We start from the raw sequence: 16,376 nt of genomic DNA, 5'->3' as shown, positions 1-16,376 counted from the left end.
GCCTGTTCAGGCTTCCTGAATAGCCGACAGCTTCCATTCCCCGCCATTGGTGCGGCGGAAGGTCCAGAGTTCGGTGGTTTCGCTCGCTGTCTCGTCGGAGCCAAGCGTCATCTGCCCCGTTGCGCGGTCGCGCAAAGTATCGCGCGAGGTGTAGCGCAGGGCGGCGGTGGCATAATCATCCGCGCCCTCGTTCCAGGCTTCGGCGATGTCGGCCTGAAGCAGGCGCACATCCGACACCTCGTTGCGCACGCCCTTCTGCGCGTTGTCGGCCAGTTCTTCGGACAGATACGAAACCATCTCGGGCGTCGTGAGACGGCGTAGCGCGCCGTGATCCTCGCGGCTGAACGCGTCCTGCACCGCACTCAGCATACGCTCGAAGCGGTCGAGATCGGTCTGGTTCAGTTCGATATCGCGGCTGACCGGCGCGCTTGGGGCGGCACCGGATCCCATGCGCGGCACGTTGAACGTATTCGGTGCAGGCTGGCGCGGCGCCTCATATCGGTTCGCGCGTGGACCGCCTGCCATCGCAGGCTCCTGACGGCGGAACATGCGCAACGCAAGCCAGATCAGACCGCCGATCAAAAGAAACTGGAAAAGCATGCTCATCATGCCACCGATGCCACCGAAACCATGACCGAGCAGCATGCCGAACAGGCCGCCGATCAGAAGCCCGCGCATCAATCCGCCGCTGAAGAGACCACCGCCAAAACCCGGGCGGGGCTGTGCGCCGGGCAGAGCCTGATTCTGCCGCGTGGTCGGCCCTTGATTGGGCGTCATGGAGCGATTGATCGGTGCCGTCTGCTGCGGTGCCGTGCGGGTCGCCGGCGCGCTCTGGAAAGTGCGCGTGCCCCGGCTCCCGAAGCTGCCACCCCGCCGTGCCTCGGCATGGTCGACAGCAATCATGGAAAACACCATGAACAGGCTGGCAAGAAGGGCTGTGATGCGAAAGCGCGACCGGGCCAAGAACGGGTCCTCGTGGTTGATTTCCCCGCATATAGGAATGGTCAGGAGCCGTTTGCACCCTTTGGAGTGGGATGAGGAACGGAAATTGCGAGGTATCTTGAGGTGGAGAGGTTACCCCCACCCCGTACCCCTCCCCACAGGGAGGAAGGGGGGACGTGAAAGTCGAGCCTCTTGTTTTAGGCTAGGCGACGAGCTTCAGAGTGAGACGCAGCGATGACGTCTCCCCTCCTCCCTGTGGGGAGGGGTAAGGGGCGGTGGTGACGTCTCCGCTAGACTCACCATAAAAAACCTCACACCCCGATCGGCATATGCTGCGCTGACCGCGTCACTGCCCGTGGTGCCGTGATCTCCTTCCACACCGACAAGGCCTTGGACGCCGCCGCGAACGGCTTGCGCGCCACATGCTTGCCGCGTCCCGGCCGCGGCGCGTCGTTCTTGCCGTGTTGCCAGACCAGTTCGCCGCGCGACAGCGTGTAGCGCGGCAGGCCCCGCACCTCGACGCCTTCGAACACGTTGTAGTCGATGATCGACTTCTGCGTGGCGGCCGCGATGGTCTTGCCGAGCTTGGGGTCCCATACCACGAGATCGGCATCGGAACCCGGCAGGATGGCACCCTTCTGCGGGTAGATGTTGAGGATCTGCGCAATGTTGGTGGAGGTCACCGCCACGAACTCGTTGGGCGTGAGCCGCCCCGTTTCGACGCCGCGCGTCCAGAGCACCGGCATGCGGTCCTCGAGCCCGCCGGTGCCGTTGGGGATGCGGGTGAAGTCGTTGAGCCCGGTGCGCTTCTGGTCGGTCGTGAACGCGCAGTGGTCGGTGGCGACGACCTGCAGCGAGCCGGCCGAGAGACCGGCCCACAGGCTGTCCTGATGCGCCTTGTTGCGGAAAGGCGGGCTCATCACGCGGCGCGCGGCATAGTCCCAGTCCTGGTTGAAATATTCGCTTTCATCCAGCGTCAGATGCTGGATCAAGGGCTCGCCATAGACGCGCATGCCCTTCTGGCGCGCGCGACGGATCGCTTCATGCGCCTGCTCAGTCGAGGTGTGGACGATATAAACCGGCGTGCCTGCCGCATCCGCGATCATGATCGCGCGGTTGGTGGCCTCGCCCTCGACTTCCGGCGGGCGGGAATAGGCATGACCCTCGGGGCCTGTCAGGCCCTCGCTCAGGTATTTCTGCTGGAGTGCGGCGACGATATCGCCGTTCTCGGCATGCACCAGCGGCAAGGCGCCGAGGCTCGCGCAACGCTGGAACGAGGCGAACATCTCGTCGTCGTTCACCATCAGCGCGCCCTTGTAGGCCATGAAATGCTTGAAGGTGTTGATGCCCTTACCCACCACCTTCTCCATTTCGTCGAAATGGTTCTTCGACCAGCCCGTCACGCACATATGGAACGAGTAATCGGACGAAGCCTGCCGCGACGCCTTCGCCTCCCAATCATCGAGAGCCGCCAGCATGCCCGCCTCACCAGGGATTACGAAGTCTACCACCAAGGTCGTGCCGCCCGAAAGGGCTGCGGCCGTGCCGCTTTCCCAGGTTTCGGCGGCGGTCGTTCCCATGAAGGGCATTTCCAGATGCGTATGCGGGTCGATACCGCCCGGCATCACATAAGCCCCCTCGGCATCCACCACCGTGTCGCCTTTCAGATCCACCCCGATGGCCGCGATCGTTTCGCCTTCGATCAGGATGTCGGCCTCATAAGAGCGGTCGGCCGCCACGATCGTGCCGTTCTTGATCACCGTCGACATGGGCTCTCCTCTGCTGCTGTTCTGTTCCCGAAGAACAGCCTAGCAGAGGTTTGCCGGGAGGCCAGCGCTGGATCAATGGTTGCGGAGAAGTGTCTTAGAACCGAACAAGGATCACCCGAGCAGACCCATACCGTCTTCCAGATAGCCACGGTCGAAATCCGCCATTTCGATCAGTTTTTCGACATCGAGAAAGGTCACGATACCTTCCCGAAAAATCATCAGCTGCGCCTCGCGCAGCTGGCGCAAAACGCGGTTGAGATGGATGGCGGTCATGCCGAGCGCATCCGCGAGCGTAGCCTGCGAGATCGGGCACTCGAACCGGTTGGCCGAGCCGCGCCCGACGAGCCGCATGCGCGCGCCCAGTTCCAGAAGAAAGTGCAGCGTGCGCGCGGTGGCATCGCGCTTGCCGATGCTGACCAGATGCTCGACCAGCATGGCTTCCTCACGCGAGGCGGCCTTGAGTAGCAGGCGGGCAAGGTTCGGACTGGTGCCGAGAGCATCGAGAAGGCGCTCGGTATCGAGTTGCGTCACCTCAACCTTGGTAAGCGCCGTGTAGGTTCGATCCGAAGCACTGAGGAGAATGCCGGAAAGGCCGAGATGGTCGCCGGGAATCTGGATATCGATGACCTGCCGGCTCCCGTCGCGCAGTTGCTTGGACGACGAGGTCCAGCCTTCGCGCAGGATATAGGCGGTCCGCAGCGGCTGCCCTTCGGCCACGATTTCCGTGCCGGCCGAAATACGCCGGACTGGCCCCTGAACGGTATTCAAGGCGGCCTGGTCCCCCAAGCTCAGCGCACCGAAGGCCTCAAGCTTGATCGCGAATGCATCCACACCCCTCAGCATCGACCCCACCAAAACTGAAACTGGTTTCAGCACCTTCCCCAAAGTCACATACGATCAGCTCTAGCATTTACTCTCTTAATAAGTTCTCCGCCTTTACCAATGTGGTGATTGTTGCTTCCAATTTACCGCGAGAGCTACACCATTTGGCTTAGCCTACCACTTATGGACGATGATGCGGCATACGAATTGGGTACGCCTGCGAGCCAGGGCGAGAAACGGGATCAGGGCTCGCGCAGGCTCTCGTCCAACCCCCGCAGGAGCGGATAAAGGAAGTAGGAGATCACGCGGCGCTGACCGACTTTGATCTCGGCGCTCACCGTCATGCCCGGCAGCAGCTGGAGCGTGGTGTGAGGTGCGCCGACTGCCGCATCGGCGAGTGTGACACGACCACGGAAGACGGATGCCTCGGCGGGGTCTCCCTGCGCTTTCGCAGGGTCGGCCGCGAACGCGTCTCGGCTGACGGTGCGCACCGTGCCCGGCCATGTACCGAACTTCTGGAACGGATAGGCATCGAACTTCACCCGAACCGCTTCACCATTCGAAACGCGCGCGATGTCGCGGGAATGGATGGCGACTTCCGCTTCCAGCGGCACGTCGAGCGGGACGAGCGTAATCATCGGCTCGGCTTCGCGCACCACGGAGCCGATCGAGCGCTGGGCAAGTTCCAGCACCACCGCATCCGCCGGCGCTTCCAGCGTCACCATCTTCTGGCGCAGCTCGATCCGCTTGATCTCTTCGGACACAGCTGCGCGCTGGGAGCGCAGATCCACGAGCTGATCGACGGCCGCGCGGCGAAAATCCTCGATAAAGGCTTGCCGGTCGGCACGAAGCTTGGCGAGCGCATGGAAGGCTTCCGAGCCCTGTCCCTTGGTCTGGGCAAGCGAGGCTTCCATGCTGAAGCGGGTGTCACGGGCGGACAGCATGTTGAGGAGCGAGCCGACTTCCTTCTTGTAGAGCGTTTCCTGCACGCTCTCGATCTGGCCGAGCGTGTCGACACGCGCCTGCAGGATCTTGCCCTGCTCGGCGGCCGTCTGGATCGTCGCAGCCTGCCCCGCGATCTGCTGATCGAAATTCTGCAGCTGAGCGACGTAGAAGGCGCGGCGCTGGCCGAATTGGCGAAGCTGCAACTGCTCCTCCTCGGTCGGCAACACGCTCGGGCGATAGTCGCGATTGTCGAGTTCCGCCTCGATCCGCCTGATCTGCGCGTCGAGCGCTGCGAACTTGGCATTCTGCTGATCGGCGGCGGAGGTCGTGAAGGTCGGGTCGAGCGTGGCGAGCTTGTCACCGCGATGCACGATGTCACCGGGCGCCACATGAATGTCGCGCACGATCGAGGTTTCGAGCGGCTGGAGCACGATGGTCGGCTTCGTGGTCACCAGCTTGCCTTGCGCCACCACCACCTCATCGAGCGAGGAAAACGAGGCCCAGGCAACCGCCGCCCCGATGAAGAGCGTGATCGCATAAAGCATCACCCGCGCCACCCGCGAGGGCAACCGCTCTTCGAGTTCCACCGCGTCGGACTGGAATTCCGAGATCACCGCAGGGGGCGTGCGTTTCACGACGATTTCGGGCGGCAGGACTTCACCTTCGATGACGGCGGGCGCGGGCGCATTGCCCTCATTGCCACTCTTGTTCCCATTGTTCGCTGGCGTGCTCATGCTGCCACCCGGTTCTGACGGTTCCAAAGCTGGTAATAAGGCATGCAGCGCGTCACGAGCTGGTCGTGGCGGCCAAGGTCGGCGATCTTGCCGCGATCCACGACAAGGATCGCATCGGCATCCGTCAGCGTGGACAAGCGGTGCGAAACCACGATGACGGTGCGGCCTTCGGCGATCAGCTTCAGGTTCTGACGGATGATCGCCTCGCTCTCGGGATCGAGCGCGCTGGTGGCCTCATCGAAGATCAGGATGCGCGGGTCGGTGATCAGAGCGCGCGCAATCGCCAGTCGTTGCTTCTGCCCGCCGGAAAGGTTCGAGGCGTTCTCCTCGAGCATGGTTTCGAGCCCACGTGGCAGCTTCTCGATGAACTCGTCGGCGCCTGCGAGGCGCGCGGCCTCGGCTACTTGCTCGACGGTCGCATCGGGTTTCGCCGCGCAGATATTCTCGCGTACCGTGCCACGGAACAGGAAACTGTCCTGCAACACCACGCCGATGCTCTGGCGCAGGTGCACGAGATCGATCTCGCGCATGTCGGTGCCGTCCATGCGCAAGAGACCCTGCTGGATCGGGTAGAGCCCCTGGATCATGCGGGTGACGGTGGTCTTGCCCGAGCCGCTCTTGCCGACAATGCCGAAGAGTGAGCCGGCCGGGATCTTGAACGACACGTCGTCGAGTGCCGGCGCGCCATCGGGCCCGTAGCGGAAGGACACGTGGTCGAACTCGATATCGCCCTTGAGTTCGGGGCGCACACCGCGCGAACGGCCGAAATTCTCGGGCCGCCGGTTCATCACCTCCCCCAGCATGCGGGCGGAGAGCGCTACATCCTGATACTCGTGCACCATGGTCACGATCTGCACGAGCGGTCCCGACACGCGGCCCGCGAGCATGTTGAAAGCGACGAGCGCGCCGACCGACAAGGAGCCCGCGAAGACATCGAGCGCGCCGATGCCGATGATGGCGACGCCCATCAGCCTTTCGAGCAGCCCCGTCATGCTCTGGGCCAGCGTCGAGATCTTCTCGACCTGGAAACGGACGGAGATCGAGCGTGCCGATTGGTCGTCCCAGACCTGGCGCTGGCGCGGCTCGAGTGCCAGGCACTTCACCGTGCGCATGCCGTGCACGGTTTCGACCAGCGAGCCCTGGCGGTCGGCTTCGACCTCGTAGAGGGTCTGGAGACGGCGACGGAACGGCCCCATCAGCATCAGCACGACGAGCGCCACGAGCAGCGTGAAGCCGACCACGACCGCCGTCAGCTTGACGCTGTAAAGAAGCAGGATCGGCAGAAAAACGAACAGCGACATCGCGTCGAGCAGCGTCAGGAAGAGACGGCCCGTGAGGAACTCGCGGATGCGCGCCGTCTGCTGCATGTGCTTGACGAGCACACCCGCCGAGACCTGCTCGAAGAGCGCGATGGGCAGGCTGAGCAGATGGCCGAAGGTGCGTGTCGCCACGCGGATATCGATGCGGTTCGTCGCGTAAAGCAGCAGATAGCGCCGGATAAAGGTGAAGAGCGCGTCGAAGCCGAGCGCCACCGCGACGCCGATGGTGAGCACCGTCAGCGTGCCATAGCTCTCATGGACCAGCACCTTGTCGATCACGAGCTGGAAGAAGATCGGGGTGGCGAGGCCGATCGCATAAAGCATGAGAGCGGCGATCGTCACGTCCACGAAGAGCTTGCGCTGGCGCAAAAGTTCCGGAACGAACCAGAGAAAGCCGAAGGGCCGGTCGGGATCGGACATGCGATAGGCGCGCTTGACGAGAACCGCGCGACCCTTCCAGCGGGAACAGAACTGCTCCTCGTTCAGAAGCAGAAGCTCGGGCCGCTCGGCGAGCGGGTCGAGCACCTTGATCACAGGCGCGCCGCCACTCAACCCCTCGCCGGCGCTGGCGCCCACCACCACGACCCAATTGCCGTTGCTGAGCTCGACGAGCGCCGGAAAAGCCTTTTCGAGCTTCAGCAATCCTGCCCAGGAAAGGCTGACGGCGCGGGCTTTCAGGCCTGCGTCGCTTGCCATGCGCAAAAGGCGCCGGGTCGGCACCATGGCTTCGCCCACCGAATAATCGTGAGCGAGGCGTTCGGGCGACAAATCCACCCCATGGCTGCGGGCAACCACAGCCAGACACAAAAGATTGGTATGCGTTGCCATCGGCCGTACCGCCCCCGCGGCTCTCTACTCTGGCCTCACAAGGCGGTGCACCGCGCACCACCGGTTGCTGCGCTCGGTCCCCGATCGTCTCTCATCGAGCGGGGATCTTCGCCTCAGTTGAAGTTGGGCGAAGCGTTGGTGCCGCGCTCAGGCGCGGGCACAGGCGGCACGGAACCCATCTGGCCGTCGTTGACGCGGCGGATGGCGCCGCTTTCGACCAGGCTCGCAAAGGCCTTCTGCATCAGCTCGACGGCGTTCGCGAAGGCGTCCACCGGCATGACCACGCGCTGGCGGAACACCGCCTTGGCGTTGCCGTGCTCGTCGATTTCGGTGGGCGACAGGCTCATCAGGTTGATGCGCACGATGGAGCCGGTGATGGTGATCTCGCCGACGCCGTCGGCGTAAGTTTCGTTATGCATGTTCTGTCTCCTCAAGTCAGACGGTTGCTCGGTCGTTCCACGCCCCTGCCCCTCAGGCGGCGTGCTGGTGTTCCCAGGACGGGAATGGGTCTTGAAGCGCGCTCCAGCGCTCCGGTGCGAAGGTGTCGGTGTCGCCCACCAGGCAGGTATCGAGTGCTCCTCGCATCGCCGCTTGGTCGAGGCCTGTGCCGATGAAGACGAGTTCCTGCCGGCGGTCCCCCCAGGGTTCCTGCCAGTGCCTGTCGAGCAGTTCGCGAAATTGCGGGTAACGTGGCCAGAGGACTTTCGGAACCGCCGCCCACCACATGCCCTTGGGCTCGATCCGCGTCTGCTTGCCTGCAATCGACAGCGTGCCGGCCCAGTCGGGCCGCGTCGCCAGCCAGAAATGCCCCTTGGCGCGGATCAGGCCCGGCCACCTCTCGGCAAGAAACGCGTCGAGCTTGCGAGGATCGAATGGCCGGCGAGCGCGGTAGACGAATGAGCCGATGCCGTATTCCTCGGTCTCGGGCACGTGGGCGGTCGCACCGTAGAGTTCCTTGTGCCAGAGCGGATGGGTCGCGGCCTTCTTTTCGTCGAAGAGCCCGGTGCCGAGCACGGAACCCAGCGGCACGCGACCCCAATCGGCTTCCACCACCCGCGCGTCCGGGTTGAGGGTCGCGACCAGCTGGCGCACGGCGAGACGCGTCTCGGCGTCCACCTCGGAGACACGGTTGACGACCACCACATCGGCGAACTCGATCTGCTCCACCACGAGATCCGTCAGCGTGCGCTCGTCGGCGTCGTCGCGGGCGGCATTTCGATCCCTGAGCTTGGACAAGTCACCGAACTGGTCGAGCACGCTGGTCGCATCGACAACGCTTGCCAGCGTGTCGAGGCGCGCGATGTCGGCCAGCGCCCTCCCCCCCTCGTCACGAAACGAGAAGGTCGCAGCAATCGGAAGAGGCTCGGCGATGCCGGTCGCCTCGATCAGCAGATAGTCGAAGCGCCCCTCCTCGGCGAGCCGCCGGACCTCGGCCAGAAGATCGTCGCGCAGCGTGCAGCAGATGCAGCCGTTGGACAGTTCCACCAGCGTCTCGTCGGTGCGCGACAGTTCGGCACCGCCATCGCGCACGAGGTCGGCGTCGATGTTGACCTCCGACATGTCGTTGACGATCACCGCGACCCGCAGGCCTTCGCGGTTCGACAGCACATGGTTCAGAAGCGTCGTCTTGCCCGCGCCCAGGAAACCGGCGAGCACCGAAACGGGCAGACGGCGGTCGACAGCTTTTTTCTCCACGACGGCCACCTCACGCCGCGAGTTGCGGCTTGAAGACGACATCCACGTAGTAGTTCGTCTTGTTGTAGCTCTGATCGGGGAGCACGCCCGACGCACCGTATTTGTAGACACCGTTGCCGCCCGCGACCGAGCCGACCAGCGCCTCCAGATTGCCGTTCACCTTGTTCGTGGCGAAGCCGTTGGAGGTCGCCGAGTAGAAGCCGTTGGTGTGATAGGAAACGGTGTAGGTCTCGCCCGCCGCGATGTTGACCGGCGTATTCAGGGCAGCCTCCTGCCACCCGCTCGCCGTTTCGTTGGTGAAAGTCGCGGTGCCGACGAGCTGGTTCGAGGCATTCCACAGGTGCCCCTCATGAGGGCCGGTATTGTCCGAACCCTTGTAGAAACGGATCGCGGTGATCGTGCCCGCCACGTCGGCCTTGAACTTCATGCCGAGTTCGACAGGCTTGGTGTCGTTGACACTCAAGATCGTGGGCGTGTCGGTTGCGGCGAAGATCGACTGGGTTGCAGCGGGATCCATCACGTTGAGCGCGACAGTTGCGCTTGCCGTGCCACCCTTGCCGTCCGAGATGGCGTAGGAGAAGCCCGCCGCACCGGTGTAACCGGCGGTCGGCGTGAACGTGACCGTCTTGTTCTGCGCGTCGAAGGAAACGCTGCCGTTGGTGGCGCCGCTGACGCCGGTGACCGCGACGGTGTCACCATCCGGATCGCTGTCATTGGCGAGAAGCGCGGAAGCGTTGAAGGTGAGCGCCGTGTTCCTGGCAACCGAAAAACCGGCATCGGCCGTCGCGACGGGGTTGCGATTGGGCGCGGTACCGCCCGGGTTGAAGAGCACGTCCACCCAGTAGTTGGTGTTGTTATAGCTCTGCGCCGGCGCAACATTGCCTGTGCCGTAGCTGAAAACACCTGCCCCCACCGGCGCGGCGAGCGAACCGTTGCTGACGGCCGAGGAGAAGCCGTTCGACGTGTAGGAATAGCCGGACGAGGTATAATAGGAGACCGTGTAGCTCGTGCCTGCCGTGATCGCGACAGGTGCCGAGAAGGTGGCCGTCTGCCAGCCGCTTGCCGTCTCGTTGGTGAACGTCACCGTGCCCATGCGCTGGCCGCTGGCACTCCACAGCGTGCCCGTATGCGTACCCGTGTTAGCGGAGCCCTTGAAGAAGCGCACACCGGTGACGGTGCCGTCCACCGAGGCGGTGAACTTCATGCCGAGTTCCACTGCGCCATTGTCGCCGCTGTTTTGCACGGCCGGCGTGGCGGTGCCTGCGAAAAGACTTTGGGTCGCAGCCGGGTCCGACACGTTGAGTGCAACGTTCGCACTTGCCGTGCCGCCCTTGCCGTCGGCGATGGCATAGGAGAAGCCGGCAGCACCCGCATAGCCGGCTGTCGGCGTGAACGTGATCTGCTTCGTCTGGCTGTCATAGGACACGGTGCCGTTGATGGCACCGCTGACACCGGTGATCGTGAGCGGATCGCCGTCGGCATCCGTGTCGTTGGCAAGCAGCGCCGAGGCGGCAAGCGTCAGCGCGGTGTTCTTGGTGGTCGAGAAGCCTGAATCGTTGGTCGCGACGGGCGCCCTGTTCGTCGGCGCCGGACTGGTGACGGTGAGCGCAACGCTGGCTGTCGCCACTCCGCCCTTTCCATCCGAAACGGAGTAGGTGAAACCCGCCGAGCCCGTGTAGCCAGCGGTCGGCGTAAAGGTGACGGTCTTGTTCTGGGAATCATACGACACAGTGCCGTTGGTGGCCCCGCTCACACCTGTGATGGCGAGCGCGTCGCCGTCCGGATCGCTGTCGTTTGCCAGAAGAGCTGCGGCGGCGAGCGACAATGCCGTGTCGCGGTTCGTCGAGAAGCCGGCATCGTTGGCTGCGACCGGCACGCGATTGGCGACGGTCGCGCCTGGATTGAAGACGACGTCCACCCAGTAATTGGTGTTGCCGTAGCTCTGGGTCGGCGCCACGCCGCCGGAGCCGTAGCGGAACACGCCATTGCCTCCGCTCGAGGAACTGGATGGCGCTGTGAGCTGGCCATTCACGATCGAACTCGCGAACTGGTTCTGCGTGTAGGAATAGCCGGAGGACGTATAATAGGAGACCGTGTAGGTCGAACCGGCGGTGATGGCGATCGGTGAGGCAAGGGTCGCCACCTGCCAGCCGCTGGCGGTCTCGTTGGTGAATGTCACATTGCCTAGCCGCTCGCCGGTGCTCGACCAGAGCGATCCCGTGTGTGCACCGGTACTCGCCGAGCCCTTGTAGAAGCGGATCGCGGAAACCGTGCCGTTGCTCGCGGCCACGAATTTCATGCCCAGTTCGACGCTGGCATTGTCGCCACTGTTCTGGACTGTCGGCATGCTACTCGAGGAGAAAAGGCTTTGCGGCGCCGGGGCGCCGACCTGCAGAGAAACCTTGGCAGTGGAGGTACCACCAAGCCCGTCGGATATCGTGTAGGAAAAGCTCGCGGTTCCGCTGAAATTATTCGTCGGCGTGAAGGTGACAGCATTTGTTCGGCTGTCGAATGCGACCGTTCCGTTCACGGCGCCGGCAACGTTTACAATACTCAGTGGATCGCCGTCCGGGTCGTTGTCGTTGGCAAGAAGCTGTGCGGCCGCGATCGAGAGCGGTGTATTACCTGAGGTCGAAAAGCCTGAATCGTCGAGCGCATTCGGGGTACCGTTGACGGGCGCCGCCCCTGGCTTGAACACGACATCGACCCAGTAGTTCTCGTTCAGATAGCGTTGGTCGGGGACCGCAGTGCCTGCATCACCGTATTTGTAGACGCCGCCACCTGCCTCGGCGGTCAGCGGACCGCTGGTGTAACCGGAGTTGAAATAGCCAGTGCTGGCCGAATAGAATCCGTTGGTGTGATAGGAGGCGACGTAGGTGACACCCGCCTGAATACGGATCGGCTGAGCCAGTTTCACCGTCTGCCAGCCCGTCGCTGTTTCGCTTACCGAAGCATTGCTTGCGATCAGTTGCCCATCGGCCGTCCACAGGTTTACCGTGTGCTCGCCGATATTGTACTGCCCCTTGTAGAATCGGATCGCCGAGACATAGCCGGTGGAAGAGGAGGAAAAGCGCACGCCAAGCTCGACCGGCTTGCGCTCGACCGTCGTTTCCTGAGCAGGCTTCGCCGCATAGGTCCACAGGCTGTTGGTGTCGGGCAGCGAGACCGTGATGGTGGTACCCGCCGAAGGCGTTTCCATGTTCAGGCTGTCATCGGTGGCGCGCGCCTTGATCACGTAGGTGCCTGCCGCCTGCGCGTTCCAGGCGTAGGTCCAGGATGTCGTGCCCGTTGCCTTGCGCCAGGTCAGGCCGCCATCGACCGAAACCTCGATACCGGCGATGCGCCCGCCGCCGCCATCGGTTGCCGTGCCGGTGATGACGATTCGCTGGCCCTCCGTGTGCGCCTCGCCCATTGCCGGCGAGGTGATGGTCGAGGTCGGCTTGACGAAGTCTTCGGTCGAACTCGCAGCGATCAGGCTTGCGACCAGCGTGGTCGGTTGGACGCCCATATCCGCGAACATGTTGACCATGGCCTGCTGGACGTTAGGGTCGGTTGGGGTCGCGGCACCCGTATGGTTCGAGTCGAGACCCCAGGACCAGAACACGGTGCCCGCGCTGAAGACCAGCGCACCGCTCTTTGCGTCGCGATACATGGTCAGGCTGTGCTGCGCATCTGCGGCACCCACCGTCGAGCCATAGTCGAACACATATTGCTGCACCGACACATTGGTCAGCGAGAGATTGATCAGACCGTCAGGCCGAAAGCCGTTGTCGACATCCGAGTTCCACTCATAGCCAAGCAGGTTCTTGGCGAGCGTGCCGGTTTCACCCGGCTGAAGCTGTGAGATATCGGTGTTGCGCCAGAAGCGGAGCTGCGAATAATCGTAAGGAACGGTGATCTGGTCTTCCCGATAGCTGTCGACCTGGAACATCGTGCCGATAAGGGCATTTTCGGGCTTCTGGCCGGGATCGGCATAACGCGGGTCACGCCACGTGCCGGTTGCCCCACCTTCGTCGATGTCGGCATTGGCCCAAGTCTCCTTGTAGCAGACCATGGTGCGGTAGGGTGTGCCATTGCCGTCGATGCTGTCTTCCCACCGGATTTTCCAGTAACAGTCGTTGCCACCCCAGAAAGCGAGATTGACGCCGGCATCCCGTGCAGCCTCCACCGCCTGGCGCTGCTCGCCCGACCAGTATTCGTCATGGCCGACCGACAGAAATGCCTTGTGGTCGAGCAACGACGAACCGTTTCGCGAGGTGTCCACGCCAGAAATATACGAAACGTCGTAGCCGTTCTGCTCGAGCCAGCGGATGGCCGAATACTCGGCGCCAAAGATGAAATCGTGCGGCCCGCCCTTGGTGCTGGTGTTGGTCACGAGCGGGCGGTTGTAGCTGATCTCGTAGGCACGCCCGATCGCTTTGATGCCGCAGGAGCAGTTGGGCGGCATATAGGCGATCATGTCGTTGGGATCGGTCGGCACCTCGCCAAAGTAGAGGCTCGCGCCGCCCCATTCGTTGTAGGCCTGCCAGGTGGTGTCCGAGGTCTGGAAGACGATGTCGCTCTTGGAGCCGTCCTCGCGGACCACGAAGGGAATGATGCTTTCGCCCTTGGTGCCGTCTTCGCGCACCAGCTTGGCGAAGTAGAGGCCCGACACGGCATCGCTCGGGACCGCCCAGCTCGCCGAGACCGCCCAGTTGCCGCAGTCGATCAGGCCCTTGTCCATGTCGACGATGGGATGCGGCTGGATCTGGGCACTCGTCAACGATTTGTCGATCGAGCCGACTTTGCGCGCGCCATCGCCGCCGTAATAGCCCATGCGATAGATATCGATGCGGTAATGGGTGGAATCGGTGGCAATCTTGAAATCGACCGTGCCGCCGATATTGGTGCTTATGTTGGTGGCGAAGCCTTGGATATTGGCATCGCCATCGCCCGTGATACCCCACTCGCTCTCGGGATTGCCCTCTTTCAGGTTCTCAAGTGCGATCTTGTTCATCGCCGGCCCGGCGGCGAGCGAGGCCGGTTGCGGTTCGGTCGTTTGCGTCGTTGCGCTCGACGTCGTGAAACGCGCCACCGGTGCAGTGGTCATCGTCGATGGAACAGCATTGTTGCCCGAGCTTTCGACGCCCGCCATGCCGGGCGCGCCACCCATCAGGCTTGAGGCTGCTGTCTGGGAAGCGCTTTCCAATGTGGCTGGCGTCTCAAGCTTCACAGGCGTCCGTTCGCCCGATCCTGCTCCCGCATCGCCACCCGAAGCGGCCGTATCGGGCGAACGGACGACGCGGAAGCTCGTCGCCGGCCTGGCAGGGGATGAGACGAGTCGCACGGAGGAATTGGGCTGGCCGTCTTCGTGACGGTCGGCAGAGGCACCGTCGGACCCAGCGCCTTGTGCAGCCGCCGAGGGCGCCCAGACGGGGGAGGACTTGAACGTCGAGACGAAGCGCAACGAGGCTCCCGACGATGTTGCGGCACCGCTTCCATTCGAACTGGAACTTTGGGATACGTTACCAACATGGCCCGTGATGGCGTCAAGCGAGACCACAGCCGGATCGGAAGCCCCTTTGAACGTCACGGGCGCCGCAACAAGGTTGGAGGAGCCCGCGAGAGCAGGCTTCCGCGGTTTTGCACCAAACATGACTTCATTCCCCAAAGAGGTCGCTGAACCGAAACCCTGCAGCCCCACATGATGTGCGATCGCGGCAAGAGCTGAAGCTCGTCATTGGAGGTGGCGCGATAAGCTTTATGGGTGAGATCGGTGGAAAAGGGATGCTCGCCTGCTCACCAAGATCGACATCCGGCTCATGCTCCTCGTTCGAGGGTCTTCCCACCCGCATCGAACCATCTTCCGAATAGGACGGTCCAATATTGGCCGACCGGAAGGTGTTGATCCGCTCGAAGAAATGAAATCTCCCGGCACTGCGCCGAGATGTTCGGTCAGCCCGCTTGGGGTCGGGCAGCTTAGGCGAGTGGTGGAACCGACTTGAGCGTGAGCCGCTTCACAGTTCTCCTTTCGTTATGCTGCAATCATGGCCTCATCCTTCAGGCGAGGGCGCACCGCATTCGATACGACCACATGATTAGACGATTACTTACTTCCGCCCTCACCTGCGAGTTTGCGCGAAGGAAACCACAAGCCCGCATCCATCCAAATAGTCGAATACGTCAAATTGATACTAAACCAAGGCGCGCTTGGGTTCATCAAAACTGAATTAACCACTTGATTGAGAGTCGTCGTCTTTTCGACACAAGAATAAATCAATCAATTATTAACCTAGATCAATAGACGGTGGGTTAAAAACAGGTAAACAGGACGGTGCAGGGAGTGCTCATCGGGGGAAGGTGGGGGCACATTCGTTCGTAGGCTGGAGGATGACTCCGGCATGCGACATCGCTTCTCGGTTTCCCATAATCTTTCAACTTTCGGGCGGACGAACCGCCTTTTGGAATTGGGGGTTACATGGAACAGATCGTAGCATCGAACGGGAGCAGCATGGCTGCAGCGCGGCACGCAGCTCCCATTCATCTCTTCTCTTCGGATATGGCATCCAAGGAGAGTGGGGGACGGGACATGGCGGTCAGACTCGACCGCTCGCTGGTCATCATCGACCCGCGCGCCCTCGACCGTGAATGTCTCGCACAAAGCATGGTATCGCGCGGCTTCAAGATGAAGATCCTCCATTTCAGCTCCATGGAGGAGTGGAAGCTGGAGAAGGACTTCAACCCGCCGCTTTCGGCCATCCTGCTCAATATCGGCGGCCGCAAGGTTTCCGATGCAGCAACCGAAAGCGAGATCCGCAAACTTTCAAGCGAGTTCGCACCGGTGCCGGTGATCCTGCTCGCCGACTCGGACGACCTCGCCCAGATCCTGAGCGCACTCGATTGCGGCGCACGGGGCTATATTCCGAGCTCGGTGGGCGTGGAGGTCTGCATCGAAGCGATCGGGCTCGCCATGGCAGGTGGGACCTTCGTGCCGGCATCCAGCGTTTTTGCCATGCGCAAGCTGATCCCAAACGGCAACGAAACGGCACGTCCGCTTTCGGGCATGTTCACCCTGCGCCAGACGGAGGTGGTGGAAGCGCTTCGGCGCGGCAAGGCGAACAAGATCATCGCCTATGAGTTGAATCTGCGGGAAAGCACCGTCAAGGTTCACATCCGCAACATCATGAAAAAGCTGAAGGCGACGAACCGCACGGAAGTGGCTTTCAAGATCAATGATCTCTTTCCTATGAACTAAAGGGTGGGGTGACAGCGGCTCTCCTGCAGGTCCCCAGGAAAGAGATTGAAAAAAGCGGGCATATCGCAGCTGATATGCCCGCTTTTTC

At 62.6% G+C, this 16,376-nt stretch carries 9 protein-coding genes; 1 reads left to right on the top strand and 8 read right to left on the bottom strand.

All coding sequences use genetic code 11. The annotated features are described in order from the left end of the window. Positions 1–6 precede the first annotated feature (6 nt). The 8 genes from NGM99_RS04995 to NGM99_RS04960 form a co-directional block, all read right to left on the bottom strand. Positions 7–963 carry a TIM44-like domain-containing protein gene (locus NGM99_RS04995; protein ID WP_435371391.1) on the bottom strand — a complete coding sequence of 319 codons (957 nt, stop codon included), beginning with the start codon at positions 961–963 and terminating at the stop codon, positions 7–9. A gap of 290 nt (positions 964–1,253) precedes the next feature. Continuing rightward, positions 1,254–2,711 (bottom strand): dihydropyrimidinase, encoded by a 1,458-nt coding sequence (hydA, locus tag NGM99_RS04990; RefSeq protein WP_252816588.1) that lies wholly within the window; start codon positions 2,709–2,711, stop codon positions 1,254–1,256. A gap of 111 nt (positions 2,712–2,822) precedes the next feature. Continuing rightward, the gene (locus tag NGM99_RS04985) at positions 2,823–3,554 is read right to left on the bottom strand and encodes a Crp/Fnr family transcriptional regulator (RefSeq protein ID WP_252816586.1); all 732 of its coding nucleotides are present in this window, start codon (positions 3,552–3,554) and stop codon (positions 2,823–2,825) included. Positions 3,555–3,775: 221 nt separating this feature from the next. Further along, on the bottom strand, positions 3,776–5,212 hold the full coding sequence (locus NGM99_RS04980) for an HlyD family type I secretion periplasmic adaptor subunit (protein ID WP_252816583.1): 1,437 nt from the start codon (positions 5,210–5,212) through the stop codon (positions 3,776–3,778). Beyond that, the gene (locus NGM99_RS04975) at positions 5,209–7,359 is read right to left on the bottom strand and encodes a peptidase domain-containing ABC transporter (RefSeq protein WP_252816581.1); all 2,151 of its coding nucleotides are present in this window, start codon (positions 7,357–7,359) and stop codon (positions 5,209–5,211) included. Before NGM99_RS04975 ends, NGM99_RS04980 begins: the two co-directional genes overlap by 4 nt. Positions 7,360–7,472: 113 nt before the next feature. Next, on the bottom strand, positions 7,473–7,778 hold the full coding sequence (locus NGM99_RS04970; RefSeq protein ID WP_252816579.1) for a hypothetical protein: 306 nt from the start codon (positions 7,776–7,778) through the stop codon (positions 7,473–7,475). 52 nt (positions 7,779–7,830) lie between these two features. Further along, complete coding sequence (locus tag NGM99_RS04965; protein WP_252816577.1) at positions 7,831–9,054, bottom strand: GTP-binding protein; 1,224 nt, start codon at positions 9,052–9,054, stop codon at positions 7,831–7,833. A 10-nt stretch (positions 9,055–9,064) separates the two neighbouring features. Next, entirely contained in the window at positions 9,065–14,689 is a 5,625-nt protein-coding gene (locus NGM99_RS04960) for a DUF4082 domain-containing protein (RefSeq protein ID WP_435371390.1), read from the bottom strand. A 903-nt stretch (positions 14,690–15,592) separates the two neighbouring features. Between NGM99_RS04960 and NGM99_RS04955 the strand changes: the two genes are divergently transcribed. Beyond that, the gene (locus NGM99_RS04955) at positions 15,593–16,288 is read left to right on the top strand and encodes a response regulator transcription factor (RefSeq protein WP_435371394.1); all 696 of its coding nucleotides are present in this window, start codon (positions 15,593–15,595) and stop codon (positions 16,286–16,288) included. Positions 16,289–16,376 lie beyond the last annotated feature (88 nt).

It is taken from the genome of Mesorhizobium liriopis (assembly GCF_024053505.1).
GTDB lineage: Bacteria > Pseudomonadota > Alphaproteobacteria > Rhizobiales > Rhizobiaceae > Mesorhizobium_B > Mesorhizobium_B liriopis.
This window is presented reverse-complemented; position numbering and strand designations above follow the sequence as displayed.

What these genes read in the sequence shown, in the direction of transcription:
- hydA (WP_252816588.1), bottom strand. Translation starts at nt 2,711, where the DNA reads ATGTCGACGGTGATCAAGAACGGCACGATCGTGGCGGCCGACCGCTCT.
- NGM99_RS04985 (WP_252816586.1), bottom strand. Translation starts at nt 3,554, where the DNA reads ATGCTGAGGGGTGTGGATGCATTCGCGATCAAGCTTGAGGCCTTCGGT.
- NGM99_RS04980 (WP_252816583.1), bottom strand. Translation starts at nt 5,212, where the DNA reads ATGAGCACGCCAGCGAACAATGGGAACAAGAGTGGCAATGAGGGCAAT.
- NGM99_RS04975 (WP_252816581.1), bottom strand. Translation starts at nt 7,359, where the DNA reads ATGGCAACGCATACCAATCTTTTGTGTCTGGCTGTGGTTGCCCGCAGC.
- NGM99_RS04970 (WP_252816579.1), bottom strand. Translation starts at nt 7,778, where the DNA reads ATGCATAACGAAACTTACGCCGACGGCGTCGGCGAGATCACCATCACC.
- NGM99_RS04960 (WP_435371390.1), bottom strand. Translation starts at nt 14,689, where the DNA reads ATGTTTGGTGCAAAACCGCGGAAGCCTGCTCTCGCGGGCTCCTCCAAC.
- NGM99_RS04955 (WP_435371394.1), top strand. Translation starts at nt 15,593, where the DNA reads ATGGCATCCAAGGAGAGTGGGGGACGGGACATGGCGGTCAGACTCGAC.